The sequence below is a fragment of the Pseudarthrobacter sp. AL07 genome (assembly GCF_029960665.1).
Classification (GTDB): Bacteria; Actinomycetota; Actinomycetes; order Actinomycetales; family Micrococcaceae; genus Arthrobacter.
The window spans coordinates 48221-72395 of the sequence record NZ_JASBRB010000008.1 but is presented as its reverse complement, the minus strand read 5'-3'; the positions used below and the strand labels follow the sequence as shown (position 1 = coordinate 72395).

Annotated in this window: 19 protein-coding genes; 13 read left to right on the top strand and 6 right to left on the bottom strand. The window is 66.1% G+C overall.

Annotation, left to right across the window (positions count from 1 at the left end):
* The first annotated feature begins 106 nt into the window (after positions 1–106).
* Both QK290_RS09495 and QK290_RS09490 read left to right on the top strand, forming a co-directional pair.
* Complete coding sequence (locus QK290_RS09495; RefSeq protein ID WP_348994452.1) at positions 107–352, top strand: hypothetical protein; 246 nt, start codon at positions 107–109, stop codon at positions 350–352.
* Entirely contained in the window at positions 349–1101 is a 753-nt protein-coding gene (locus tag QK290_RS09490; protein ID WP_282330421.1) for a DUF3159 domain-containing protein, read from the top strand. Before QK290_RS09495 ends, QK290_RS09490 begins: the two co-directional genes overlap by 4 nt.
* On the opposite strand, the gene QK290_RS09485 is transcribed toward QK290_RS09490, so the two are convergent.
* Positions 1068–1817 carry an NAD-binding protein gene (locus QK290_RS09485; protein ID WP_282330420.1) on the bottom strand — a complete coding sequence of 250 codons (750 nt, stop codon included), beginning with the start codon at positions 1815–1817 and terminating at the stop codon, positions 1068–1070. The two genes, QK290_RS09490 and QK290_RS09485, sit on opposite strands and share 34 nt — an antisense overlap.
* On the bottom strand, positions 1817–2488 hold the full coding sequence (locus tag QK290_RS09480) for a TrkA family potassium uptake protein (protein WP_282330419.1): 672 nt from the start codon (positions 2486–2488) through the stop codon (positions 1817–1819). Before QK290_RS09480 ends, QK290_RS09485 begins: the two co-directional genes overlap by 1 nt.
* A 118-nt stretch (positions 2489–2606) precedes the next feature.
* Here QK290_RS09480 and QK290_RS09475 point away from each other — a divergent pair, with 118 nt between their 5' ends.
* From QK290_RS09475 to QK290_RS09440, 8 genes are all read left to right on the top strand, one after another.
* Positions 2607–4583 carry an APC family permease gene (locus QK290_RS09475; protein ID WP_282330418.1) on the top strand — a complete coding sequence of 659 codons (1977 nt, stop codon included), beginning with the start codon at positions 2607–2609 and terminating at the stop codon, positions 4581–4583.
* Positions 4580–5995 (top strand): TRAM domain-containing protein, encoded by a 1416-nt coding sequence (locus tag QK290_RS09470; protein WP_282330417.1) that lies wholly within the window; start codon positions 4580–4582, stop codon positions 5993–5995. Before QK290_RS09475 ends, QK290_RS09470 begins: the two co-directional genes overlap by 4 nt.
* A gap of 152 nt (positions 5996–6147) precedes the next feature.
* A complete protein-coding gene (gene acnA / locus QK290_RS09465; RefSeq protein ID WP_282330416.1) occupies positions 6148–8958 on the top strand; it encodes an aconitate hydratase AcnA in 2811 nt (936 codons plus the stop codon).
* A gap of 129 nt (positions 8959–9087) precedes the next feature.
* Positions 9088–11061, top strand: coding sequence for a 1-deoxy-D-xylulose-5-phosphate synthase (dxs, locus tag QK290_RS09460; protein WP_282330415.1), 1974 nt, complete (start codon positions 9088–9090; stop codon positions 11059–11061).
* A complete protein-coding gene (locus QK290_RS09455) occupies positions 11058–11675 on the top strand; it encodes a DUF402 domain-containing protein (RefSeq protein ID WP_282330414.1) in 618 nt (205 codons plus the stop codon). Before dxs ends, QK290_RS09455 begins: the two co-directional genes overlap by 4 nt.
* Positions 11672–12232 (top strand): hypothetical protein, encoded by a 561-nt coding sequence (locus QK290_RS09450; protein WP_282330413.1) that lies wholly within the window; start codon positions 11672–11674, stop codon positions 12230–12232. The genes QK290_RS09455 and QK290_RS09450 overlap by 4 nt, the downstream gene beginning before the upstream one ends.
* A gap of 11 nt (positions 12233–12243) precedes the next feature.
* A complete protein-coding gene (locus tag QK290_RS09445; RefSeq protein WP_282330412.1) occupies positions 12244–13221 on the top strand; it encodes an aldo/keto reductase in 978 nt (325 codons plus the stop codon).
* A gap of 13 nt (positions 13222–13234) precedes the next feature.
* Entirely contained in the window at positions 13235–14260 is a 1026-nt protein-coding gene (locus QK290_RS09440) for a nucleoside hydrolase (protein WP_282330411.1), read from the top strand.
* 9 nt (positions 14261–14269) lie between these two features.
* Here QK290_RS09440 and QK290_RS09435 read toward each other — a convergent pair whose 3' ends face one another.
* Entirely contained in the window at positions 14270–15694 is a 1425-nt protein-coding gene (locus QK290_RS09435; protein ID WP_282330410.1) for a mycothione reductase, read from the bottom strand.
* A gap of 311 nt (positions 15695–16005) precedes the next feature.
* Between QK290_RS09435 and QK290_RS09430 the strand changes: the two genes are divergently transcribed.
* The 3 genes from QK290_RS09430 to QK290_RS09420 are packed head-to-tail and all read left to right on the top strand — an operon-like array spanning position 16006 to position 19137.
* Complete coding sequence (locus tag QK290_RS09430) at positions 16006–16854, top strand: ECF transporter S component (protein ID WP_282330409.1); 849 nt, start codon at positions 16006–16008, stop codon at positions 16852–16854.
* Between the two features lie 10 nt (positions 16855–16864).
* Positions 16865–17608, top strand: a complete 744-nt coding sequence (locus QK290_RS09425) for an energy-coupling factor transporter transmembrane component T (RefSeq protein ID WP_282330408.1) — start codon at positions 16865–16867, stop codon at positions 17606–17608.
* 2 nt (positions 17609–17610) lie between these two features.
* Positions 17611–19137, top strand: coding sequence for an ABC transporter ATP-binding protein (locus QK290_RS09420; RefSeq protein ID WP_282330407.1), 1527 nt, complete (start codon positions 17611–17613; stop codon positions 19135–19137).
* Between the two features lie 94 nt (positions 19138–19231).
* On the opposite strand, the gene QK290_RS09415 is transcribed toward QK290_RS09420, so the two are convergent.
* The 3 genes from QK290_RS09415 to QK290_RS09405 all read right to left on the bottom strand — a co-directional run bounded on the left by QK290_RS09415 (position 19232) and on the right by QK290_RS09405 (position 24157).
* Positions 19232–21409, bottom strand: a complete 2178-nt coding sequence (locus QK290_RS09415; RefSeq protein ID WP_282330406.1) for a 3-hydroxyacyl-CoA dehydrogenase NAD-binding domain-containing protein — start codon at positions 21407–21409, stop codon at positions 19232–19234.
* Positions 21406–22707, bottom strand: coding sequence for a thiolase family protein (locus QK290_RS09410; RefSeq protein WP_282330405.1), 1302 nt, complete (start codon positions 22705–22707; stop codon positions 21406–21408). Before QK290_RS09410 ends, QK290_RS09415 begins: the two co-directional genes overlap by 4 nt.
* A gap of 121 nt (positions 22708–22828) precedes the next feature.
* Positions 22829–24157, bottom strand: a complete 1329-nt coding sequence (locus tag QK290_RS09405) for an HRDC domain-containing protein (RefSeq protein WP_282330404.1) — start codon at positions 24155–24157, stop codon at positions 22829–22831.
* Positions 24158–24175: the final 18 nt, after the last annotated feature.

Genomic DNA, 24175 nt, shown 5'->3' with positions numbered 1-24175 from the left:
CCGCCAGGACCGCCTGGAATCGTCCCCGCACGCTGGAATGCCGGTCAGCCGACTGCCCGAACGGGGGAGGGTGGTGTGCCAAGGGCACATCGAATCGGTCACCTATATGCCCGCAAACCAGAACGCGGCCTTCACTGCCATCGTCTCGGACCCAGACATTCGCGAGTCCGGTGCCAGGCGGGCCCAGGGAAAGGGCGGCCGCCTTCGCGTGATCTGGCTGGGGCGGCGCAGGGTGCCGGGCATCGCCGCCGGAACCGAAGTACGCCTCCAGGGCATGCTGTCCCAAAGCCACGGCCTGCCCACCATGTTCAATCCACGCTATGAAATCCTTTCCCGCCAGGAGAACGAATGACCTCGCCCCAGCAGCCTGAGCCTTCCGAGCAGCCCGAGCCGTCCGCAGTGCAGGGTTTTGCGGCGGGCTACGCAGCCAAGGCCGGCCTGCACCGCACGCATGACGGCCGGATCGATGTCCTGAAGAGCGCCGGTGGAATCCAGGGCATCGCCGAGAGCATTGTGCCGGGCATGGTCTTCCTGATTGCCTTTACTATCAGCCGGGACCTGACGCAGTCGCTGGTGGCGGCGCTGGCCTCCGCCGCGGTCTTTACGGTGGTCCGCCTCGTCCAGCGGCGTCCGCTGACCCAGGCCCTCGCCGGCGTTGTGGGGGTGGGCATCTCGGCCTGGCTCGCCAATACCACGGGCAAGGCCGAGGATTTCTACCTCCCGGGCTTCTTCACCAACACCGCTTACATCCTCGCCATGGTGATTTCCATCGCGATCAAGTGGCCGGTGGCCGGCCTGCTGTTCGGGATCATCCGTACCGAGGGCCTGGACTGGCGAAAAGATTCCGCGCGGCTCAAGGCGTACCGCCTGGGCACGTGGATCATCGTGGCGGTCCTGGTACTTCGGCTGGTCGTCCAGGTTCCCCTGTACCTGATGGGCTCGGACGGACTGGCCGCGTTGGCCACGACCCGCCTGATCATGGGTGCGCCGCTCTATATCCTGGGCGTCTGGATCGCATGGCTGGTCACCCGGCCGGTACCGGCCGCCGCCGATGCGCGGACGTCGGATCAGCCGTCGAAGCCGTCGTCCTCCGGCGCCTGAGTTTCGGCAGGCTGCACGCCTTCGGGCTCATGGGAGGCCGAAGGCGGCTCGTCTGCTGATTCGGTCGACAACAGCGCGCGCAAGTGGTCCTCTGCCGCGATGGTGGTGACAAAAAACAGTTCGTCCCCGCCATCAATGACGTCATCCCGGCTGGGAGTGATGGGTGCGTGGTCCCGGAGGATTGCCACCAGGGTGGCGTCCTCGGGCCACCGAATGTCGCCCACCGTCAGGCCAATGACGTGCGAATCGTGCGGCACCGTGAACTCCACCAGCGAAGCGACGCCGGTCTGCAGCGTCAGGAGCCGGACCAGGTCGCCGATCTCCACCGCCTCCTCCACAAGTGCCGTCATCAGCTGGGGGGTGTTGACGGCGACGTCCACGCCCCAGGAGTCGTTGAACATCCAGTCGTTCTTTGGGTTGTTGACCCGGCCCACTGTGCGGCCCACGCCGAATTCGGTCTTGGCCAGGAGCGAGACCACCAGGTTCACCTTGTCATCGCCCGTGGCTGAAACAACGACGTCGGCATCCTCCACTTTCGCTCCCTGCAGGGTGCTGAGCTCGCAGGCGTCGCCCACCAGCCAGTGCGCGCCGCGCAGTCCGCTGCGCCCGATGACCTCAGGTTTGAGGTCGATCAGCAGAATTTCGTGCTTGTGGGCCAGCAGTTCCCGGGCGATCGAAGACCCGACGCTGCCGGCACCGACGATAACAACTTTCACTACAACTCCTTGGCAGGTGCTTTGGCCAGGATCTGGGCGACCTGGGAACTGCGGTCCACCGGCAGCATGGCATGGACGGTGTCGCCGTCCTGGTAGGAAGTCCCGGTTTCGGGAAGCATGCCCTCGCCAAACCGGGTGAGATATGCCACCCGGATGTTGGCAGCCTTTTCGACCGCGCTGATCCGGTGGCCGATCCAGCCGGCGTCCAGGTCCACTTCAGCGAGGACCAGACGGCCGGAAGGCTCGCGGAAATCGCCGGCGAGATGCTGTTCGGGCAGGATGCGGCGCAAGACCTGGTCTGCGCTCCACCGGACGGCGGCAACGGTGGGGATGCCGAGCCGTTGGTAGATTTCGGCGCGGCCGGGGTCGTAGATCCTGGCCACCACGTGGGGGACGTGGAAGGTCTCACGCGCCACGCGGGTGGCGAGGATGTTGGAGTTGTCACCGCTTGAAACGGCCGCGAAGGCGTACGCCTCGGCCACGCCGGCCTGCTGGAGCGTGTCCCGGTCGAAGCCCACACCGGTGACTTTCCGGCCGGTGAAGCCCTGCCGAAGCCGGCGGAACGCGCGGTCGTCCTGGTCGATGATGGCGACGGAATGACCGGCGTCCTCCAGCGTATGCGCCAGAGTGGCCCCTACCCGGCCACATCCCATGATCACGAAATGCGCCACCGTATCTCCTCAACTTCCGTAGCCTGTTGCTGCTGCTAGAACTCTACCGGCAGCGCGCGTACTGCATCCGCCCGGACGCCGTCATGACATGGGCGGGGAATCAGACTAGCTTTGTGGAGTGCTGACAATATTGAATGCCGTGAAACGGGTGCTGGTGGGCAGGCCCTTCAGGAATGACAGGCTCGCCCATACCTTGCTCCCCAAACGGATAGCACTCCCGGTTTTCGCTTCGGACGCATTGTCATCGGTGGCCTACGCGCCCGATGAAATCCTGCTCACCCTGGCCCTGGCCGGCGTGAGCGCTGTGGCCTTTTCGCCGTGGGTGGGCCTGGCCGTCATGGTTGTCCTCCTCACGGTGGTCGCTTCATACCGGCAGAACGTCCACGCTTACCCTTCCGGCGGCGGAGACTACGAGATCGCCAACGAAAACCTGGGCAAGTTTTCCGGGCTGACCGTGGCCTCAGCCCTCCTGGTGGACTACGTCCTGACGGTGGCCGTCTCGATGTCCTCGGCGGCCACCTACCTCACCACGGCGGTGCCTTCCCTGCATGGGCAACAGGCCCTGTTCGCCACCATCGGCGTCGTGATCCTTGCCCTTGTCAACCTCCGCGGCATTAAGGAAGCCGGCAGCGTTTTCGCTGTCCCCACGTACATTTTTATGGCGGCGATCCTCGGCATGACAGGGGTGGGCGTCTTCCAGGCCGCGACAGGCCAGCTGGGCGAAGCACCGTCGGCGGCCTTCGAGATTGTGCCGGCTCCCGGTTTCGACGAAGGGCTGGTGGGCCTGGCCGGCGCCTTCCTCCTGCTCCGGGCGTTCTCCTCCGGAGCCGCCGCGCTGACCGGCATTGAGGCCATCAGCAACGGTGTGCCGAACTTCCAGAAACCGAAGAGCAAAAACGCGGCCACCACGCTGTTGCTGCTCGGCGTCATCGCCTCGTCCATGCTGGCCGGCATCATCTTCCTGGCCAACGCCACGAAGGTGCATATCGTGCTGGATCCGGCGACGGAATTCCTGATGAACGGCATGCCGTTGCCGGAGGATTACATCCAGAGTCCTGCCATCAGCCAGATCGCCCAGACCATCTTCGGCCCGGGTTCAATCCTGTTCTTCATCGTAGTCGCCGCCACGGGTGTGATCCTGGTGTTCGCCTCGAACACCGCGTTCAACGGGTTCCCGGTACTTGGCTCCATCCTGGCCCAGGACGGCTACCTGCCGCGCCAGCTGCGGACCAGGGGAGACCGCCTGGCGTTCAGCAACGGTGTCCTTGCCCTGGCCGCCGGAGCGCTGGTGCTGATCATCGCGTTCAATGGCGACGTCACCAAGCTGATCCAGCTCTACATCGTGGGCGTCTTTATCTCCTTTACCCTCAGCCAACTGGGCATGATCCGGCATTGGGGGAGGCACCTCAAGCTCGCCAAGGACAAAGCCACCCGACGCCGGATGGTGAAGTCCCGCACCATCAACAGCATCGGGTTCGGCATGACGTCACTGGTGCTGGTGATCGTGCTGATCACCAAATTCCAGCAAGGCGCGTGGATCGCGCTGCTGGCTATGTTCATCCTGTTCCTGATCATGTGGAGCATCCGGGCACACTATGACAACGTGGCCAAGGAACTGGCCGTGGACGAGGACTCCTCGCCGCGTGCCCTGCCATCCAGGGTCCACGCGGTATTGCTGGTGTCCCACGTGCGCAAGCCGGTGTTGCGTGCCCTGGCCTACGCCCGGGCGTCGAGGCCGTCGCGGCTGGACGCCATCACGGTGGACATCAACGCAGAAGAAACCGCGCACACGGTTGCCGATTGGGAAAAGCTGGAGATCCCCGTGCCGCTGACCGTCCTCGCCAGCCCGTACCGGGAAACCATCACGCCCATTATGGAATACGTCAAGAACATGCGCCGTGATTCCCCCCGCGACCTGATCGTGGTCTACATCCCCGAATACGTGGTTGGCAAATGGTGGGAACAGTTGGTTCACAACCAGACGGCGCTGCGCATCAAAACCCGGCTGCACTTTGAACCTGGCGTGATGGTGGCCAGTGTCCCGTGGCAGTTGAAATCGTCCGAAGAAGCCAAAAACATGCAGGATATCCGATGAACCCCCAGACCCAGACCCCCTCCGCAGCTGCCACTCCAGCCCCCACCGAGCTGGTGCTCGACGTCGGTCCGGTGGCCCACGGCGGCCACTGTGTGGCCCGGCACGAGGGCAGGGTGATCTTTGTCCGGCACGGCATCCCCGGCGAAAAGGTACGCGTCCGACTCACAGACGCGGGGGAGCCGGCCAAGTTCTGGCGCGCCGACGTTGTTGAGGTGCTGGAGGCCTCCCCGGACCGGGTGGAGCATTTCTGGCGTCCGGCGGACTCCCTCCGCGCCTGGGCCCACGGGCATCCGCCGGTGGGCGGCGCCGAATTCGGCCACGTCTCACTTGCCCGCCAGCGTGCGCTCAAGTCGGCGGTATTGGCCGAACAGCTTCGGCGGCTCGCCGCCGTCGAACGCCTGCCCGACGGGCTGGACCTCGGAAACGTAGTTGAGGCCGTGGACGCGGGCGGGGCGGATTCAGGCGAGGAGACGGCGCCAACGTCCGACGCCGGTACTGGCCTGGGGTGGCGGACGCGCGCCAGCTTCTCGGTGACCCCGGGCGGCAAACTTGGCATGCACGCGCACAGGTCCGACCACATCATTGCTGTCCGGGAGATGCCGCTCGCATCGGAGGGCATCAACCGGCTGCGTTTGTGGGACCTCGACCTGACAGGCATCGAACGCGTGGAGGTGGCGGCGCCGTCGAACGGTTCACGCCCCTTGGTGCTGCTGGCTCCTGCTCCCGGCACCAAGCCCAAACGGCTCAGCGCCATCGCGGCCCAGCTTCCGGATGACGTTTCGGTGGCCACTTTCGACCCCCTGACCGGGGAGGTTGGGCAGCTTCGGGGCCGGACCTGGGTCCAGGAGACCGCGGCCGGCCACGACTACAGGGTCACCGGCGCAGGTTTCTGGCAGATCCACCGCGACGCGCCCGGGACGCTTGTGGGGGCCGTCACAGAATTCCTCCACGCCGGTGGATTCCTGGAACCGGGTGCCGTAGTGGCTGACCTCTACGCCGGCGCCGGGCTGTTCACCGCTCCGCTGGCTGACGCGGTGGGGGAGACCGGGTCCGTTTTCTCGGTCGAAGGTGCACAGGGAACCAGCCGGGACGCCCGGAAGAACCTTCACGGTGCGCCGCAGGTGGAGATCGAGGTCGGACGCGTGGAACGTGTCCTCCGCCAAAAGCCGCGGAATTTCGACGCTATCGTGCTGGATCCGCCCCGGGCCGGCGCCGGGAAGCCCGTGGTCAGCCAACTGGTCGCTGCCGGCCCGCGCGCTATCGCCTACGTATCCTGTGATCCGGCATCGTTTGCCCGGGACGTGGGGTACTTCCAGCAGGCAGGCTGGTCCCTGGCGGGCTTGCGGGCGTTCGATCTCTATCCGCACACCCACCACCTGGAGACGGTGGCGTTGCTGACGCCGGGTCCGTGATGCTACTAGGATGGCGGTAGTAATCCCACGTCGCGCCCCGTATTCACGGCTGACCTCCTGCAGTTTTTGTGGCCAGCACTAATTAGGCCTGCCTAACTAGAAAGCGGTCTACCGCGCGACAAAGATGAAACTGTTGCGAGAGGAGTCCTGCGATGAGCACTGTGGACAGCTTCGGTTCAAAAGGCAAACTTAATGTAGCCGGAACCGAATACGAAATTTTCCGGTTGAACTCCGTTGAAGGTGCAGAAAACCTTCCGTTCAGCCTCAAGGTATTGCTTGAAAACCTGTTGAGGACCGAGGACGGCGCGAACATCACGGCCGATCACGTGCGAGCCTTGGCTGGCTGGGATCCTAATGCCCAGCCCGATACAGAAATCCAGTTCACGCCTGCCCGCGTGATCATGCAGGACTTCACCGGCGTCCCCTGTGTGGTGGACCTGGCGACAATGCGTGAAGCGGTCAAGGAACTCGGCGGCGACCCCAAACGGGTCAACCCCCTCGCTCCGGCGGAAATGGTCATTGACCACTCCGTGCAGATCGACGCCTTCGGTAACTCCGGCGCGCTGGAGCGCAACATGGAGATCGAATACCAGCGCAACGGTGAGCGTTACCAGTTCCTGCGTTGGGGCCAGACCGCATTCGATGACTTCAAGGTTGTTCCCCCGGGAACCGGCATTGTGCACCAGGTCAACATCGAGTACCTGGCGCGCACGGTCATGACCCGCGAAATCGACGGCGTTCTCCGGGCCTACCCGGATACCTGCGTCGGCACCGACTCGCACACCACCATGGTCAACGGCCTGGGTGTCCTGGGCTGGGGCGTTGGCGGCATCGAAGCCGAAGCGGCCATGCTGGGACAGCCTGTCTCGATGCTCATCCCGCGTGTTGTGGGCTTCAAACTGACCGGGTCCATTCCGGCCGGCGCCACCGCCACGGACGTGGTGCTGACCATCACCGAGCAGCTGCGCAAGCACGGTGTTGTGGGCAAGTTCGTCGAATTCTACGGTGAAGGTGTCGCGGCCGTGCCGCTGGCCAACCGCGCCACCATCGGCAACATGAGCCCTGAATTCGGCTCCACCGCCGCAATGTTCCCCATCGATGACGTCACTTTGGACTACCTGCGCCTCACCGGCCGCTCGGACGAAAATGTGGCGCTCGTGGAGTCCTACGCCAGGGAGCAGGGCCTCTGGCACGACGCTTCCCGCGAGATCAAGTTCTCCGAGTACCTCGAGCTGGACCTGTCCACGGTTGTTCCCTCCATCTCCGGCCCCAAGCGTCCCCAGGACCGCATTGAGCTGACGGATGCCAAGGAACAGTTCCGCAAGGACATCCACAACTACGTCGCCATCGAAGACGGCAGCGTGGACGAGTCCCTGGACGAGTCCTTCCCCGCATCGGACGCCCCGTCGTTCACGCACCCCGACTCGCACACCACCGAGACCAGCCGTGTTGTGTCCGCAGCGAACGGCGCCCACGGGCGTCCGTCCAACCCGGTGCACATCAAGACTGAAGACGGCCGCGAGTTCGAGCTGGACCACGGCGCGGTATCCATCGCCTCGATCACGTCCTGCACCAACACGTCCAACCCTTCGGTGATGCTGGCGGCAGCCCTGCTGGCCCGCAACGCCGTCGACAAGGGCCTGACCTCGAAGCCGTGGGTCAAGACCTCCGTGGCCCCCGGGTCCAAGGTTGTCACCGACTACTACAACAAGTCTGGCCTGACCCCGTACCTTGAGAAGCTTGGCTTCTACATCGTGGGTTACGGCTGCGCCACCTGCATCGGTAATTCCGGACCGCTGGACGCCGAGATCTCCGAGGCCATCCAGGCCAACGACCTCTCCGTTACCGCGGTGCTTTCCGGTAACCGCAACTTCGAAGGCCGGATCAACCCGGACGTGAAGATGAACTACCTGGCGTCCCCGCCGCTGGTCATCGCGTACGCCCTGGCCGGTTCCATGGACTTCGACTTCGACACCGATTCCCTGGGCAAGGACGAAGCAGGCAACGACGTCTTCCTGAAGGACATCTGGCCCAACCCGGTTGAGGTCCAGCAGGTCATCGATTCCTCGATCGACAAGGACATGTTCGCCCGCGGCTACGAAGGCGTCTTTGACGGCGACGAGCGCTGGAAGGCGCTCGACACACCGGCCGGCGATACCTTCGCCTGGGATCCGAACTCCACCTACGTCCGGAAGCCCCCGTACTTCGATGGCATCAAGGCGCAGCCGGAACCCGTCCAGGACATCTCCGGCGCACGCGTGCTGCTGAAGCTGGGCGATTCGGTCACCACCGACCACATCTCCCCGGCCGGTTCCTTCAAGTCGGACACCCCCGCCGGCCAGTACCTGCTGGCCAACGGTGTGGAGCGCAAGGACTTCAACTCCTATGGCTCACGCCGTGGCAACCACGAAGTCATGATCCGCGGCACCTTCGCGAACATCCGCATCAAGAACCAGATCCTGGACGGCGTCGAAGGTGGCTTCACCCGCGACTTTACCCAGGCTGACGGCCCGCAGGCATATGTCTACGACGCCGCGCAGAACTACCAGGCAGCCGGCACCCCGCTGGTGGTCCTGGCGGGCAAGGAATACGGTTCCGGATCCTCGCGTGACTGGGCAGCGAAGGGCACCGCTCTGCTGGGCGTCAAGGCCGTCGTCGCCGAGAGCTACGAGCGTATCCACCGCTCCAACCTGATCGGCATGGGCGTCCTTCCCCTGCAGTTCCCGGCTGGAGAATCCGCAGCCACCCTGGGCCTGACCGGCACGGAAACCTTCGCGGTTGAGGGCGTCATCGCCCTGAACGAAGGCACCACGCCCAAGACCCTCAAGGTCACCGCCACAGCAGAAGACGGCTCCGCCAGGTCCTTCGATGCAGTACTCCGCATCGATACCCCGGGCGAAGCCGACTACTACCGCAACGGCGGCATCCTGCAGTACGTCCTGCGCCAGATCTCCGCCAACTAGCCGGAATCTGAACCCCCGCAGTACTCTTTCGAAGCCCCGGCCGGTCACCGACCAGCCGGGGCTTCGGCTTTGCATTTTCCGCGAGGCGTTAGAGTTAACAGGCACGTCTACCACCCGAAGGAGGGGTCATTGGGAATCTTGGACACCATCCGGAATCCGCAGGACCTGAACCAGCTGACTCAAGAGCAGCTCGAACAGCTGGCCGCTGAGGTCAGGAGTTTCCTGATCACCAACGTCTCCCAGACAGGTGGACACCTCGGCCCCAACCTCGGCGTTGTGGAACTGACTCTTGCCGTGCACCGCATCTTCGATTCGCCCCGGGACAGCATCGTGTTCGACACGGGCCACCAGTCCTATGTGCACAAGCTCCTTACCGGCCGCCAGGACTTCAGTACCCTGCGCCAGCAGGGCGGCATGTCCGGCTACCCGTCCCGCGCCGAGTCCGAGCACGACATTGTGGAAAGCTCGCACGCGTCCTCCTCCCTCTCCTGGGCGGACGGCATCTCCCGGGCACGGCAGCTGACCGGGGAAGGCGACCGCTACACCGTCGCCGTCGTCGGAGACGGGGCGCTGACCGGCGGCATGGCCTGGGAAGCCATCAACAACATTGCCGCGGACAAGCGCCGCCGCGTGGTCATCGTCGTCAACGACAACGGCCGCTCCTATGCCCCCACGGTGGGCGGCTTCGCGGACTACCTCGCCTCACTGCGCCCCACCATCGATTCGTTCCGCGCCGCCCCTGCCTATGAGGGCACGCTGGACTGGTGGAAGAAGAAGCTCCAGAACAGCGGCCCTGTCGGCCAGTTCACGTACAAGAGCCTGCACGCCATGAAGAAGGGCATCAAGGACTGGTGGGCGCCGCAGGGCATGTTCGAAGACCTCGGCATGAAGTACATCGGCCCGGTTGACGGCCACAACCTCCAGGCCATGGAGCACGCCCTGTCCACGGCCAGGAACTACGCCGGCCCGGTGATTGTCCACGCCATGACCGAAAAAGGCCACGGCTACGCCCCTGCCCGGGCCCATGAAGCGGACCAGTTCCACGCCGTCGGTATTATCGATCCGGAAACTGGCGAACCGACGGGACATTCCGGCGCACAGTCCTGGACGTCTGTTTTTGCGGACGAGATCGCGAAGATCGCCGATGAACGCCCCGACATTGTGGGGATCACCGGGGCCATGCTCATTCCCGTGGGCCTGCACAAGTTCGCGGCCAAGCATCCGGACCGGGTGATCGACGTCGGCATCGCCGAGCAGCATGCGCTGACGTCCGCCGCCGGCATGGCGTTCGGCGGGCTCCACCCCGTGGTGGCCATATATGCCACCTTCCTGAACCGCGCCTTTGACCAACTCCTGATGGACGTGGCCCTGCACAAAGCCGGCGTCACCATCGTCCTGGACCGGGCCGGTGTCACCGGCCCGGACGGGGCCAGCCATCATGGCATGTGGGACATGGCCATGGTCCAGATCGTGCCCGGACTCCACCTCGCCGCGCCGCGCGACGCCTCCCGGTTGCGGGAAGAGCTGCGCGAGGCCGTGGCCATCAACGACGCCCCCACCGTGGTCCGCTTCTCCAAGGGCACCGTGGGCGCCGAAGTGGAAGCCATCGAACGGCTGGGCGACGGTGTTGACGTGCTGGCCCGCCGCCCCGCCGGGTCCACCGAAAACGATGTCCTGATCGTCAGCGTCGGAGCCATGTCCGAGCTCGCCCTCGACGTTTCCAACCGACTTGGTGCCCAAGGCATCAGCACCACCGTGGTGGACCCGCGCTGGGTGCTGCCCGTGCGCCGCTCCATCATCGCGCTGGCCTCCCACCACCGGCTGGTCATATGCATCGAGGACGGCGTGAGGGCAGGCGGCGTCGGATCTCGAATCCGCCAGGAAATGCGCGCAGCCGGCGTTGACACCGCGCTGAACGAGGTTGGGCTCCCTGCGGAGTTCCTGGACCACGGCACGCGGAGCCAGGTGCTGGAGCGCGTCGGGCTGACGGCCCAGCAGATCACGCACGACGTCGTCGCCCAGGTTTTGGGCACAAAGGTCCCCTTCGCTCGCCCACTGCCGGGCCAGGAGCACCCCACCACCGGCAGCCTGCCCATCCTGTGAGGGAAGAAGACGCACTGAAGTATCCGGCCGCCGTCGGGGATTCACGTTCGGCGAGGCACACCAGCACCACCCGCGTTCCTGCGGGACTGCAGCCGGGCCAGCTGGTGGTGGCCCGGAACCGGAAATGGAACGGAAAAGCCCACTGGGTGGTCCCGGGGCGCTACCTCGGCGAAGACCGGCACGGCTGGTGGATCTTCCAGGGAACCAACGAATTCTGTTCGCGCCCGGGTGCTGCCTTCTACACCGCGTCCGACGCCGTGCTCCTGGTACCGCGGTCCGGAGACTGGGTTGCCACGTTCTATGACGACGCCCATCCCAGTGGAGTCAGGGTCTACGTTGACCTCGCCGTCGCCCACGAGTGGACGGACATCCGGGCCGCGGTCACCGAGTTCCACGTGATCGACATGGACCTGGACGTGATCCGCATGGCCGGCCGGGGCGTCTTTATCGATGACCAGGACGAGTTCGCCGAGCACCGTATTGCCATGAATTACCCGGACCGGCTGGTGGATGACATCCAGGCCGCCGCGGATGAGCTTTATCAGGCCGTCAAGGCAGAGCACGCACCGTTCGACGGAACAGACGTTGAATGGTTCACGAAAGGACGGTCATGAGCGGAATCATCAGGGTCTACAAACGGGACGACGAAGGAATACTGCACTTCCGTGAAGGCTGGTTCGACGAGGACTACAGCCAGTTTGTGATGAACTACGGCGTGGTGGGCCACCAGAGCAAAACCGAAGAGACCGAGGTGGCTGACGCCGCTGCGGTGGAGGGCCTTATGGATGCCTTTGCCGTGCAGTGCGAGGAGGACGGCTTCGCAGAAATCCCCGACGAGGAGCAGTTCTGGGTGGTGGCGCAGTTCGCCCTGAAAACCAAGGAGGGCACCGACCGTGACCGCTATCTTGAGGAAAAGGCGAAGGACGCGCTCATCAGCCACCTGGCCTGGCGTGGCCTGGGAACCGTGGAACGCTCTGAGTTCAGCGACTACAAACTGAACATCTTCTGCCTCTGCCCCGACGTGAACAAGGCCGTCAGCGCCATCAAGGTCTGCAGCCGTGGCGAAGACCTCGACTTCACCAAGCTGAGCATCGGGGCAGCCTCCTACGGCGAACCGGACAACTTCAAACTCAAGCACTCTGCGAAGCCTGCCAACACCTTCAGCCTCTAGAGGAGAAAAACATGCCTGACTACCGACGCGTGGGAAACTCCGGGCTGACCGTCTCCGTGGTGGGGCTGGGGTGCAACAACCTGGGCCGCGCCAACACGGTGACAGAATCGCAGGCGGGCACTGACGCCGTCGTCCATGCTGCACTGGATGCCGGCGTGACGCTTTTCGACGTCGCCGACAACTACGGGCGCGAGCCCGGACTCAGCGAGACGATGCTGGGCAAGGCCCTGGCCGGCAGGCGGGATGACGTGCTGGTAGCCACCAAGTTCGGCATGAACGTCCGGGGTGCCAATGGCAACGACTTTGGGGCCCGTGGGTCCCGTCGCTACATTGTCCGTGCCGTGGAGGCCTCGCTGCGGCGGCTGGGCACGGACTGGATCGACCTCTACCAGTTCCACACCCCGGACCCCCTGACTCCGATTGATGAGACGCTGAGTGCCCTCGATGACCTGGTCACCGGTGGCAAGGTCCGCTACATCGGACACTCCAACCGCGCCGGCTGGCAGATTGCCGAAGCCGAATTTGTGGCGCGGGCCGCCGGCGGCACGCGGTTCATCTCCACCCAGAACCACTACAACCTCCTGGACCGGCGCGCCGAGCAGGAGGTCACGCCCGCGGCGGAAGCCTACGGACTGGGCGTCCTGCCGTACTTCCCGCTGGCCAACGGCCTGTTGACGGGCAAATACTCGCCGGGCACGGCTCCCGCCGGCTCGAGGTTGAGCCATACACGCACCAACATGGTGCACGACGCCGACTGGGACCAGCTCCAGCGCTTCAGCTCCTTCGCCGCAGAACGCGACCTGACCGAGATCCAGGTGGCCTTCTCCTGGCTCGCGGCCCAGCCGGCCGTCAGCAGCGTGATCGCCGGAGCCACCAGGCCGGAGCAGATCCGCGAAAATGCGGCCGCTGTCGCCTGGGTGCCGTCACGGGCGGAGCTCGCGGAACTGGATGCGATCTTCCCGAAGGTCCCCCAAGTCGCTCTCTTTTAAGGAAGCCCCGCCGATGACCAGGCTGCTGCTGGACGTGGATACCGGGATCGACGACGCCCTGGCGCTGGCCTATCTGGCGTCCTTGCCGGAGGTGGAGTTCGTGGCTGTGACGGCGTCCCCGGGAAACGTGGATGCCCACCAGGTGGCAAGCAACACCATCGCGCTGCTGGAGCTGTGCGGCAGGCCCAACGTGGAGGTCGCCGTCGGCGCCCTGACCCCACTGGGCATCCCGCTGGTGACAACGCCGGAAACCCACGGCCCCCAGGGGTTGGGATACGCAGTCCTGCCCCCACCGGCGGGCACGGTGTCTCCACGGCACGCCTCCGACGTCTGGGTGGAGGCCGCCCGTGCCCATCCTGGGGAGCTGACAGCCCTGATCACCGCGCCGCTGACCAATTTCGCCCTCGCCATCCGGCGTGAACCCCGGCTGCCCGAGCTGCTGGGACGCGTGGTGATCATGGGAGGAAGCTTCTACCACCAGGGGAACACCACACCCACGGCAGAGTGGAACACGCACGTTGATCCGCATGCTGCCAAGGAAGTCTATGCCGCCTACCGGGGCCTGCCGGCCGACCGGCTGCCCATCGTCTGCTCCCTGGACACCACGGAGCGGATGGAGATGCGCCCGGAGCATGTGCGGCGGCTGGCCGCGGCGGCAGGCTGCGCTGTGGAGGAACTTGTGCTGCCGGAACAGGCCGAAGGGCTCAGAAGCACGTCCGGGAACTCGCTGGTGCGGCACCTGTCCGATGCGCTGCGCTTCTACTTCGAATTCCACCGTCACTATGACCAGGGCTACCTGGCGCACGTCCACGACTATTTCGCCGCCGGCGTGGCAGCCGGCACCGTGGAATACAGCACCCGGCCTGCCACGGTGGACGTGGAGGTTGAGTCGGCCATGTTGATGGGGACCACGGTGGCGGACTACCGGAACCTGTGGAACCGGCCGCACAATGCCCGGGTCGTCTCAGACAACAACCCGGCGCAGGCTTTCGACGAACTGGTGGGTTCCCTGGGGCGCCTTGCCCGCAGGGTCGGCTGAAGACCAGCCCTACAATGGCGCGTCTTCGGGCACCTCAACGTCCAAGGCGAGCAGGGCGTTCTCCACCACTTCCGTCAGGGCCGGGTGGATCCAGTACGGGCCCCGTGCGAGCTGGTGGACAGATACGTCAGTGGCCATCGCCTGGACCAGCGGCTGGATCAGGAGCGAGGCCTCGTGACCCATGATGTGAGCGCCGAGCAGCCGGCCGGTGGAACGTTCCGCCACCAGCTTGACCACACCTTCTTCGTCCTCCATGGCCCAGCCGTACGCGGTGGAGCCGTAATCCTGGACTGCGGTGACAATGTCCGACCCTGCTGCGGCCTGCTCCCGGGCATCAGCCTCGGTCAGGCCCACGGAGGCCACCTGCGGATTGCTAAACACGGCAAACGGCACCGCGGTGTAGTCGATGGTCCGGAGCCGGTCCGGGTGTTCCAGGTTGTGCGCCACTACCCGGGCCTCCCGGTTGGCGACGTGCTTGAGCTGGTAGCTGTTGGCGATGTCGCCCAAGGCATAAACGCCGGCAACGGGCGTGCCGCCGGCGAGGACCCTAAGGTTCGCGTCCACGGACAGCGTATGGTCCTCATCCGTGTCAAAGCCGGCGGCGTCCACACCCAGCCGGTCCGTGTTCGGCACCCGCCCGGTGGCCATCAGGACGATGTCCGCTGCGACCCGCAGCCGTTGGCCGTCGTTGTCCGCAAAAAATACGGTGACGCTGCCGTCGCCGTTGTCCTCCACCGCCTGGAGCGAGTAGCCAAGCTTGAGCTTCCAGCGGCCGGCCGCGGCCGCGGCGAAGCGTCCGGCGATCTCGGCGTCGTTCCCGCGCAACAGCCGCTGCGAACGGTTCACCTGGGTCACCTCGGCCCCGAAACCGTGAAACACGGCAGCGAACTCGGCGGCGATGTACCCGCCGCCAACTACGACCACCCGTTCGGGCGGACCATCGATGCGCATCACAGTGTCCGAGGTGTGCACCTGCGGCAGGCCGATCCCGGGCACGTCGGGGAACACGGCCCGGGAACCCGCGGCCACCACCACCCGGTCCGCAGTGAGCTCCACGCCGGAATCAGTGCTGAGCGTCCGGGGACCGGTGAACCGGACGTGCTCCTGGTACAGGTCCACGTGGGCCAGTTCATCGGCCCGGTACCGCCGGCCGGCCTCGGAAATCGCGTCTATCCGGCCAAAGATCCTGTCCCGCACCTCATTCCAGCGCACCTTGTCCAGGGTCAGGTCCACCCCCAGCCGGGCGGCGTCCCTGGGCGCGGCGGCCAAGGACGCCGGGTAGACAAACATCTTCGTGGGGATGCAGCCGACGTTCAGGCACGTGCCGCCGAACACGCCGCCGTCGATCATGGCCACCTTCCTGTCGTCCCAGAACGGGGTGATCAGCGAATTGCCGGATCCGGATCCGATGATGGCCAGGTCGTAGTGGGGCATTTGTGCCTTTCGGAAGGACAGCAGGGCGGGCAGCGGCTTGCGAGCCCACTCCCCATCGTACGGCCGGGTTACGGCGCGGGTGCTGCGGCGGCGGGCAGCGGAGGAGTAGCTGGAACACCACCTCAAGGAAGCACGCCACAACGATGAACACGACACCACCCGTCGGGAAGAGGCTACGGGAGACGGACGGTAGACTGATGCCGGACCCGGGCCGGCGCAGACGCCCCCGGTTGCCGCCGAGGTGACATAGGCAGCGTTCCGCACCGCCCGGGCATCCGGGCGCCACAGCCTGCACCCCCAGAAGGAACGCCATGTCATCGCTCACGCTGCCGCCGCAAACGCCGGCCACCGCCCGCAACCGCCGACTGCTGGAAGTCCTCGGAGCGGTAGCCATCGCCGGCACGTACATCTACCTGGTCCTGAACCAGCCCGCGGACATCACCGGCGGCCCGGGCAGCGCCTCGGCCCTGATCGCACTGTCCGGCTTCCTCGTGGGAGCCGTGCTCCTGATCATCGGCGTGCTGCCCACGCTGCCGGTTTCCACTCTGGTGCTGATTCCGGTGGCCCTGGTGCTGAACATTGTCCTGGGACAATTTGTCGGCAGCACGTTGGTGCCGTTCTACCTCGACGCCATAGGCACCGTCCTGATCGCCGTTCTCGCCGGACCCGCCGCCGGGGCCGCTACGGGTGCACTCAGCAGCATTATCTGGTCCTTTTTCAACCCGACCGTCCTGCCCTTCGCCGCCGGTGCGGCCCTGATCGGCTGCCTGGCCGGCCTCGCCGCGCGCTATGGCCTGTTCCGGCGTTTCTATCTGGCCCCGGTGGCGGGTTTCCTGACCGGTATTGTCGGCGGTGTGGTCTCCGCTCCCGTTGCCGCTTTCGTCTTCGGCGGCACCTCCGGCCTCGCCACCGGCGCCATTGTCAGCGCCTTCCGCTCCATGGGGGACAGCCTGCTCGCCGCCATCACCAAGCAGGCCCTGATCTCGGACCCCATGGACAAGGCCATCGTCTTTACCCTCGTCGCCGTCCTGGTCTACGCCCTCCCTCGCCGCACGCGCCTGCAATTCCCTTTTGTCCGGCAGTACCGCGTGCTGGCCGGCACAGCCTCCAACCACCCCGGCAACCAGCCCACCGGCCACTCAACCGGCCAGGACGCCTGACGCACCCCTGATGCGCCTTCACCCCCTGACGTCGCTGGCGGCTGCCGGCAGCACGGCAGTGATAACGACGGCGGCTGCCAGCTGGCCGGTGTCCCTCACCGTGATCGCGGCGGCCGTGGGTTTATCTTTCGCGCAGGGAGCGGCGCGCCGGATGTTGCCGGCCGCGGCGGTCATTCTGGTTCCGCTGGTGCTGTCGCTGCTGGCCCTGCACGGACTGTTTTTTCCTGAGGGCACCACCGTGCTGGCGCAGTGGGGACCGGCGCGTGTCACAGCACAAGGCCTGCAGTTCGCGCTCGAGCGGGCAGCGCAGCTTTCCGCGGCCGTGCTTGTGCTGCTGCTGGGTTCCTTCACCGTCAGCGTTCCGGACCTGGTGGCTGTCCTGTCCACCCGCGGTGTCAACGCCCGGTTCGCGTTTGTGCTCGCCTCCACGTTGACGCTGCTGCCGGCCATCAGTTCACGGCTGGAGCGGATCAGGCAGGCCCAGGAAGCGCGTGGCCTGGTGATCAGGCCTGGAATTCCCGGGCGTGTGGCCGCGTTCCGGTGGCAGGCGGTTCCCCTACTGCTGTCCCTCGTGGAGGAAGCAGGCACCCGCGCTGCGGCCCTGCAGGCCCGCGGTTTCGGTAGTGCCGGTCCAATCACCAGTTACCGTCAGGTGCTGGATTCTCCGGTCCAGCGGTGGGCGCGCGTGGTTCTGCTGCTCGCGGCGCTGGCGGCCATCGTCTTCCGCCTCTGGCAGCCGACGGCGGGTGCTTAGCAATGGTGCAGACCCCACCGCCGGCCTTGGCTGCCGGCATCGAGAAATTCGTCTTCCCCGGCGAAACGGAACCCGTCCTGGCGGGCATAAGCCTGACCTTGGTCCCAGGATCGCTGACAGCGGTGCTGGGCGGTTCCGGCAGCGGCAAATCAACTCTGGGACGCCTCCTCGCCGGCTGGTTGCTGCCCGGCGACGGCGGGACACTCACGGGTTTTTTTGAGCTCGCCGGCACGACCGTCAGGTTCACTGGAACAGCTGCCGATCCGCAGATCGATCCCGGCCGCTGGGGCCGCCAGGTGGGCTTTGTGCCACAGGATCCGGCCGGCGCTCTGTCCACGGTCCGTGTCACGGTGGCCGAAGAGCTGGCCTTCGGCCTGGAAAACGCGGGGGTTGACCGTGCGAGTATGGCCGGCGCCGTCCGGGACACAGCAGCCCTGACCGGCCTGGCCCACCTGCTGGACCGGGATCCCGCCACGCTTTCCGGCGGTCAGCTCCGCCGCCTGGCCATCGGCTGCGCGGTCATTCAGCGCCCCGCAGTTCTCGTGATGGACGAGCCCTTCGCCTCCCTCGACACGGACGGAGCCGAAGTTCTCGCTGCCCTGGTGCGGAACCTGGCACAAGACGGCACCGCCGTCGTGATCATGAGCCAGCGTGCCGAGCCCTTCCTGCACACCGCCGATACCTGGCTGGTCCTCACCGGTGGTACCGTAGCGGCGACTGGCACGCCGGCAGAAATTGTGGCTGCCGGGGCGCTGGAAATGGCTGGTGTGATCCGGCCCCGCCCGCTTACAGTTGCCCGGCCGAGGGCAGGAGTCGACTATCAATCCGCCGTCAACGGTCCGACGGCTTTGGAGCTGCGTGACGTCTCGTTCACGTACCGGCGTACGCGGCGCCGAGGCTGGTTCAAGTCACAGCCGGGCCCGCCTGCTGACCCTGTCCTGCACGGACTCAGCCTCACCCTCGACGCGGGCGAGATCCTCGCGGTGACAGGTCCCAACGCCTCCGGAAAGTCCACGCTGCTGAGGCATCTCAACGGCTTGCTCCAACCAACCGCCGGCAGCGTGCTGGTCCAGGGGCGGAACATCGGCGGGCACCCGGCGGGACAGGTGTCCCGCGACGTTGGGCTCCTCTTCCAGCAGCCCCGGGACCAGCTGTTTGAGCGGACCGTGGAACGGGAAGTACGCTTCGGACTCGGACGCGACGGGCTCGCGGCGGACCAGGCGGTGCAGCGCGCCCTTGCCGCCGTTGGCCTGGATCACCTTGCCGGGCGGCACCCGGCGGAACTGCCGGCGTCCCAGCAGCGCCTGCTGGCCCTGGCGACGGTACTGGCCCGACGTCCCTCAGTGCTTGCACTCGACGAGCCAACCGTTTCCCTGGATGGCCCCGGGCTGGACCGGCTGGACCGGGTGGTGCGCAGCACGACGGCCGATGGCAACGCCGTCGTGCTGGTCACCCACGACCTGGACTACGCCCGGTCCATCGCGCACCGGCTGGTGTGCCTCGAGGCCGGCCGCCTGCGGGGTATTTGAGGGCCAGCGCCAAACGCTGGAGTTTTTGGTCAGATAACGCGGATTTAAGGACCTTCAGGGGACGTTATCTGACCAAAAACTCTTCAGGCGCGGGTCAGGCTGGGACCGGGGACACCGACGCGGCGCACGCGACTCCGGGAGCCAGGAACCGCTTGCCATTGACCCGCTCTGAGGCGCCCACCCGGTCCAGGTACGGTGTGATGCCGCCCAGGAACATCGGCCAGCCCGCGCCGAGGATCATGCAGAGGTCGATGTCTTCAGGACCGGCCACAACGCCCTCATCCAGCATCAGCCCGATCTCCTCGGCCAGGGCATCCTGGACACGGCGCAGCACATCATCCCCGCTGGACGCTGACGTGCCGAAGGACATCAGCGACAGGGTGGACTCCAGGATCTCCTGGGAGCCGTCGGCCGCCGGGACCCAGAGAGATTTCACGCCGTTCTCGATCAGTTTCTGCAGGTTCGTGGACACGGCGAAGCGGTCTCCGAAGGCGGCGTTCAGGGACTCCTGGACATGCTGGGCCACCGGCAGGCCCACCATGGCACCGAGCGTAAACGGGGTCATCGGCAGGCCCATGGGGCGCAGCGAGGTGTCGGCAACGTCGGCAGGGGTTCCTTCGTCGAAGGCAGCCGTCACTTCGCCCATCAGCCGCAGCAGGATCCTGTTGACCACAAAGGCCGGCGCATCCTTAACCAGGACCGCGCTTTTCTTCAGGCCCTTGGCGAGCTCAAAAGCGGTGGCCAGCACGGCATCGTCAGTCTTGGGCGCGCGTACGATTTCGAGCAGCGGCATCACGGCCACCGGGTTGAAGAAGTGGAAGCCCACCAGCCGTTCCGGGTGCGCGAGGTCTTCGGCCATGGCCGTGACGGACAGCGAGGACGTGTTGGTGGCGAGGATGCAGTCCGGCGAGACGATTGCCTCCACCTCGGCGAAGACCTGCTTCTTGACGTTCAGCTCTTCGAAGACAGCCTCGATAACAAAGTCGGCGTCCACGAAGGCCTCCTTGGAGACCGATCCTGTGACCAGTGCCTTGGTGCGGTTGGCAGCGTCCTGGCTGATCCGATTTTTGCCGAGGAGCTTGTCCACCTCGGCATGGACGTAGCCCACGCCCTTGTCCACACGGGCCTGGTCGATGTCCGTCATCACCACGGGGACCTTGAGCTGGCGGGCGAACAACAGGGCCAGCTGGCTGGCCATGAGGCCCGCCCCCACAACGCCGACCTTGGTGACCGGCCGTGCCAGCTTCCGGTCCGGTGCGCCGGCGGGCCGCTTGGAACGCTTCTGGACCAAATCCAGGAACGCGTAAACCGTGGCGCGGAACTCGTCTGTCTGCATCAGACCGGCAAGGGTTTCGCACTCAAGGGCGGCGGATTCTGCCTGGGACATGGTCCGGTTGGCTTCGAGGATGTCCAGGACCTTGGCCGGTGCAGGGGAGGCGTTGGAGGTCTTGGCCTCCACGAAGGTCCGGCCGACGCCGACGGCTGCGGACCAGCGCCCGGCAACAGCGGGGTCAGCCGGGTCCACAGCATTGGCCCGCTCCGGGACCGTCTCGCCGGTGATCACCGTGGCCGCCCAGGCGAGCGACTGTTCCAGGAAGTCTGCCGGTTCGAACAGGGCGTCGGCGATGCCGAGCTGTAAGGCCTGCGGACCGTTGAGCGTCCGGTTGTTGCTGAGCGGGTTCTCGATCATCACCTTGACGGCGTTCTCGGGACCGATCAGCCGCGGCAGGATGTAGACGCCGCCCCAGCCGGGGACCAGGCCGATGAAGGCCTCGGGCAGCGCCAGTGCGCCGGCGCCGGCGGACACCGTGCGGTACGTGGACTGCAGGGCGATCTCCAGGCCGCCGCCCAGGGCAACGCCGTTGATGAAGGCGAAGCTGGGGACGCCGAGGTTGGCCAGCGTGGCATAAACGTCATGCCCGAGCTGCGCCATCCACAAGCCATGATCGCGGTTCTCCAGCGACTTCACCGCCGACAGGTCGGCGCCGGCCACGAGGAAGTAGGGCTTGCCGGTCACGCCCACACCCACGATCTCGCCGCGGGCCGCACGTTCCTTCAGGCCTTCGAGGACCGTGCCCAGTTTTACCAGGGTATTGGGTCCCAGCGTGGTGGGCTTGGAATGGTCCAGGCCGTTGTCCAGGGTGATCAGCGCGAACACCCCGGGGCTCTGCTGGCCGGCGGCCGCCGGCAGCCTGATGTCCTGGACGTACGAGTGGGTCACGGTTTCGTCGGGGAAGAGCTCGGCAAGCTTGGTGAAATCGGCGGCGCTCATGCGGCTCCTTCGGTGGTGGCTGCTGTGACTGCTTCGTGGCCGTCTGCTGCGACGGCACCGCTGTAATGGGGGTGGTGCGGGTTTTCCCAGATGACGGTGGCGCCCATGCCCAAGCCTATGCACATGGTGGTGATCCCGTACCGGACGGAGGGGTCATCTTCGAACTGCCGGGCAAGCTGGTTCATCAGCCTGACCCCGGAGGAGGCGAGAGGGTGGCCCACGGCGATGGCGCCGCCGTAGCGGTTGACCCGGGGGTCGTCGTCGGAAATCCCAAAGTGGTCCAGGAAACTCAAAACCTGCACGGCAAACGCTTCATTGATCTCGAAAAGTCCGATGTCCTCAATGCTGAGGCCGGCGTTCTTCAGAGCCTTTTCGGTGGCGGGTACGGGGCCGATGCCCATGACCTCCGGTTCGACGCCGGCGTAGGCGTAGCTGACCAGCCGCATCTTGACTGGCAGGCCCAGTTCCGCGGCCGCTTCCGAGGAAGCGAGGACAGCGGCCGTGGCGCCGTCGTTCAGGCCGGCCGCGTTACCTGCCGTCACGCGGCCGTGGGCGCGGAAGGGAGTCCGCAGGGCCGCCAGGTCCTCGAGCGTGGTGCCCGGGCGGGGCGGCTCATCAATGCTGTTCACCGTCCAGCCCTGTCCCGGCTTCAGGGTAGCGACCGGAACGAGGTCGGGCTGGATCTGGCCGTGTGCGTAGGCGGCTGCCAGTTTGTCCTGCGAGGCAACGGCGTAGGCGTCCGAGCGTTCCTTCGTGATGGCGGGAAAACGGTCGTGCAGGTTTTCGGCCGTGTTGCCCATGTTCAGGGCGGCGGGGTCTACCAGGCGCTCGGACATAAAACGCGGGTTTGGATCCGCGCCGGAGCCCATCGGGTGGTTGCCCATGTGCTCTACACCGCCGGCGATGACGACGTCGTAGGCGCCGAAGCCGATGCCGCTCGCCGTTGTGGTCACTGCGGTCATGGCGCCGGCGCACATGCGGTCGATGGCGAAGCCGGGGACGGTGCGGGGGAGCCCTGCCAGGAGGGCGGCTGTGCGGCCGAGGGTCAGTCCCTGGTCGCCGGTCTGGGTGGTGGCGGCAACAGCGACTTCGTCGATCCGGGCCGGGGGCAGGGTGGGGTTGCGGCGCAGAAGTTCGCGGATGCACTTCACCATCAGGTCATCGGCGCGGGTTCCGGCGTAGATGCCTTTCTCGCCGGCCCGGCCGAAGGGTGTGCGGACGCCGTCAACAAAAACGACGTCGCGGACAGTTCGCGGGGATCCGCTGCTGTGTTCTCCGCTGTGACGGGCTTGGCTCACGTTTACTCCTCATCGAGACGTTGGCGCCGTCCGGAGGCCAAAGGGCAGCACTCGCCAGGACGGCAGTGAACACTATGTTACTCGTCAGTAACATAGTGTGCAAGGCTCGGTCAGGAGGCGATTACTCGGTGGTTGCGGTTGCCCTGGATTCCTTGGCCGGCAGCGGTTGCGGGTTGAGGAACGCGTTCGTGAGAAGCGGTGCCACCACGCCGATCTGCCATTCGCGGGCACCGAGGGTGCGCAGGTCAGCGGCCACTGCTTCTTCTGTAATATCCGACGGCGGACGCCACGCCACGCGGCGCAGGTAGTCCGGCGTCAGCAGGTTCTCCACGGGAAGGTTCAGTTCCTCGGCCTTCGCCTGCAGGAGCGGACGTGCGGTGGACAGGCGTGCCGCGGCCTCGGGGTCGCGATCAGACCACACGCGCGGCGGGGGCGGTGCGTTGGTGGGCAGGTGCAGGGGCGGAAGGTCCTCAAGATCGCGGGCAGCGGCGATGCACCGGAGCCACCGGGGTGCCTCACGCTGAGCCGCACGGCCGTGGAAGCCCTTGGTACCAAGCAGCTGGGGAACCGTGGACGGCATGGCTTTGGCGGCGGACACCAAGGCTGAATCAGGAATCAGCCGGCCCGGCGCCACATCGCGCTTCTGTGCCAGGGAATCGCGCTCCAGCCACATCTCGCGGACCGCGGCCAGCTGGCGCCGGTCGCGGACCTGGTGCAGGCCCGACGTCTTGCGCCAGGGGTCAACCCGGGGCGGGGCAACGCCGGCGGCAAGGATCGCGGCAAATTCCTGCTCCGCGTAGTCCAGCTTGCCGTCGGCCTGCAGCAGCTCGATGAGTTCTTCGCGCAGTTCGGTCAGGACTTCGACGTCCAGGGCGGCGTAGCGCAGCCATGGCTCGGGGAGGGGCCGGGTGGACCAGTCGGCGGCCGAATGTTCCTTCGCCAGGCCAAAGCCGAGCAGTTGTTCGATGACGGCAGCCAGGCCAACGCGTGGCAGCCCGGCCAGCCGCGCGGCGAGCTCCGTATCAAAGAGTTTGTCCGGCCACATGCCCAGCTCTAGCAGGCAGGGCAGGTCCTGGCTGGCTGCATGCAGGATCCATTCCACCCCTTGGAGCGCATCGTTGATGATGGACAGGTTCTCGAACGGTTCAGGATCGATCAGCCAGGTACCGGAGCCTTCGCGCCGGATCTGCACCAGGAACGCGCGCTGGCCGTACCGGAATCCTGAGGCCCGTTCTGCATCAACCCCTGCGGGCCCTGTTCCGGCGGCGATGGCTGCCGCGCACCGCTCCAGCCCGGACTGCGTTTCGATAACCAGCGGCACGCCGTCGCGAGGTGCATCGAGGTCAATGACTACGGGGACCTGGCTGTCGAAGCCTTCCACCGTGATGTGGGGAGTGGTATCAGCAGCCGGAGCGCCGGCCGTGGTGTTTTCGGGAATTTGAGGGGTCATGATGCCTTCAGTTTACCG

Coding starts and splice junctions, on each gene's coding strand:
- QK290_RS09470 (WP_282330417.1), top strand. CDS start 4,580: ATGAACCCCCAGACCCAGACCCCCTCCGCAGCTGCCACTCCAGCCCCC.
- QK290_RS09415 (WP_282330406.1), bottom strand. CDS start 21,409: ATGAGCGCCGCCGATTTCACCAAGCTTGCCGAGCTCTTCCCCGACGAA.
- QK290_RS09435 (WP_282330410.1), bottom strand. CDS start 15,694: ATGCCCCACTACGACCTGGCCATCATCGGATCCGGATCCGGCAATTCG.
- QK290_RS09425 (WP_282330408.1), top strand. CDS start 16,865: ATGCGCCTTCACCCCCTGACGTCGCTGGCGGCTGCCGGCAGCACGGCA.
- QK290_RS09445 (WP_282330412.1), top strand. CDS start 12,244: ATGCCTGACTACCGACGCGTGGGAAACTCCGGGCTGACCGTCTCCGTG.
- QK290_RS09440 (WP_282330411.1), top strand. CDS start 13,235: ATGACCAGGCTGCTGCTGGACGTGGATACCGGGATCGACGACGCCCTG.
- QK290_RS09430 (WP_282330409.1), top strand. CDS start 16,006: ATGTCATCGCTCACGCTGCCGCCGCAAACGCCGGCCACCGCCCGCAAC.
- QK290_RS09450 (WP_282330413.1), top strand. CDS start 11,672: ATGAGCGGAATCATCAGGGTCTACAAACGGGACGACGAAGGAATACTG.
- QK290_RS09495 (WP_348994452.1), top strand. CDS start 107: ATGCCCGCAAACCAGAACGCGGCCTTCACTGCCATCGTCTCGGACCCA.
- QK290_RS09420 (WP_282330407.1), top strand. CDS start 17,611: ATGGTGCAGACCCCACCGCCGGCCTTGGCTGCCGGCATCGAGAAATTC.
- acnA (WP_282330416.1), top strand. CDS start 6,148: ATGAGCACTGTGGACAGCTTCGGTTCAAAAGGCAAACTTAATGTAGCC.
- QK290_RS09490 (WP_282330421.1), top strand. CDS start 349: ATGACCTCGCCCCAGCAGCCTGAGCCTTCCGAGCAGCCCGAGCCGTCC.
- QK290_RS09405 (WP_282330404.1), bottom strand. CDS start 24,157: ATGACCCCTCAAATTCCCGAAAACACCACGGCCGGCGCTCCGGCTGCT.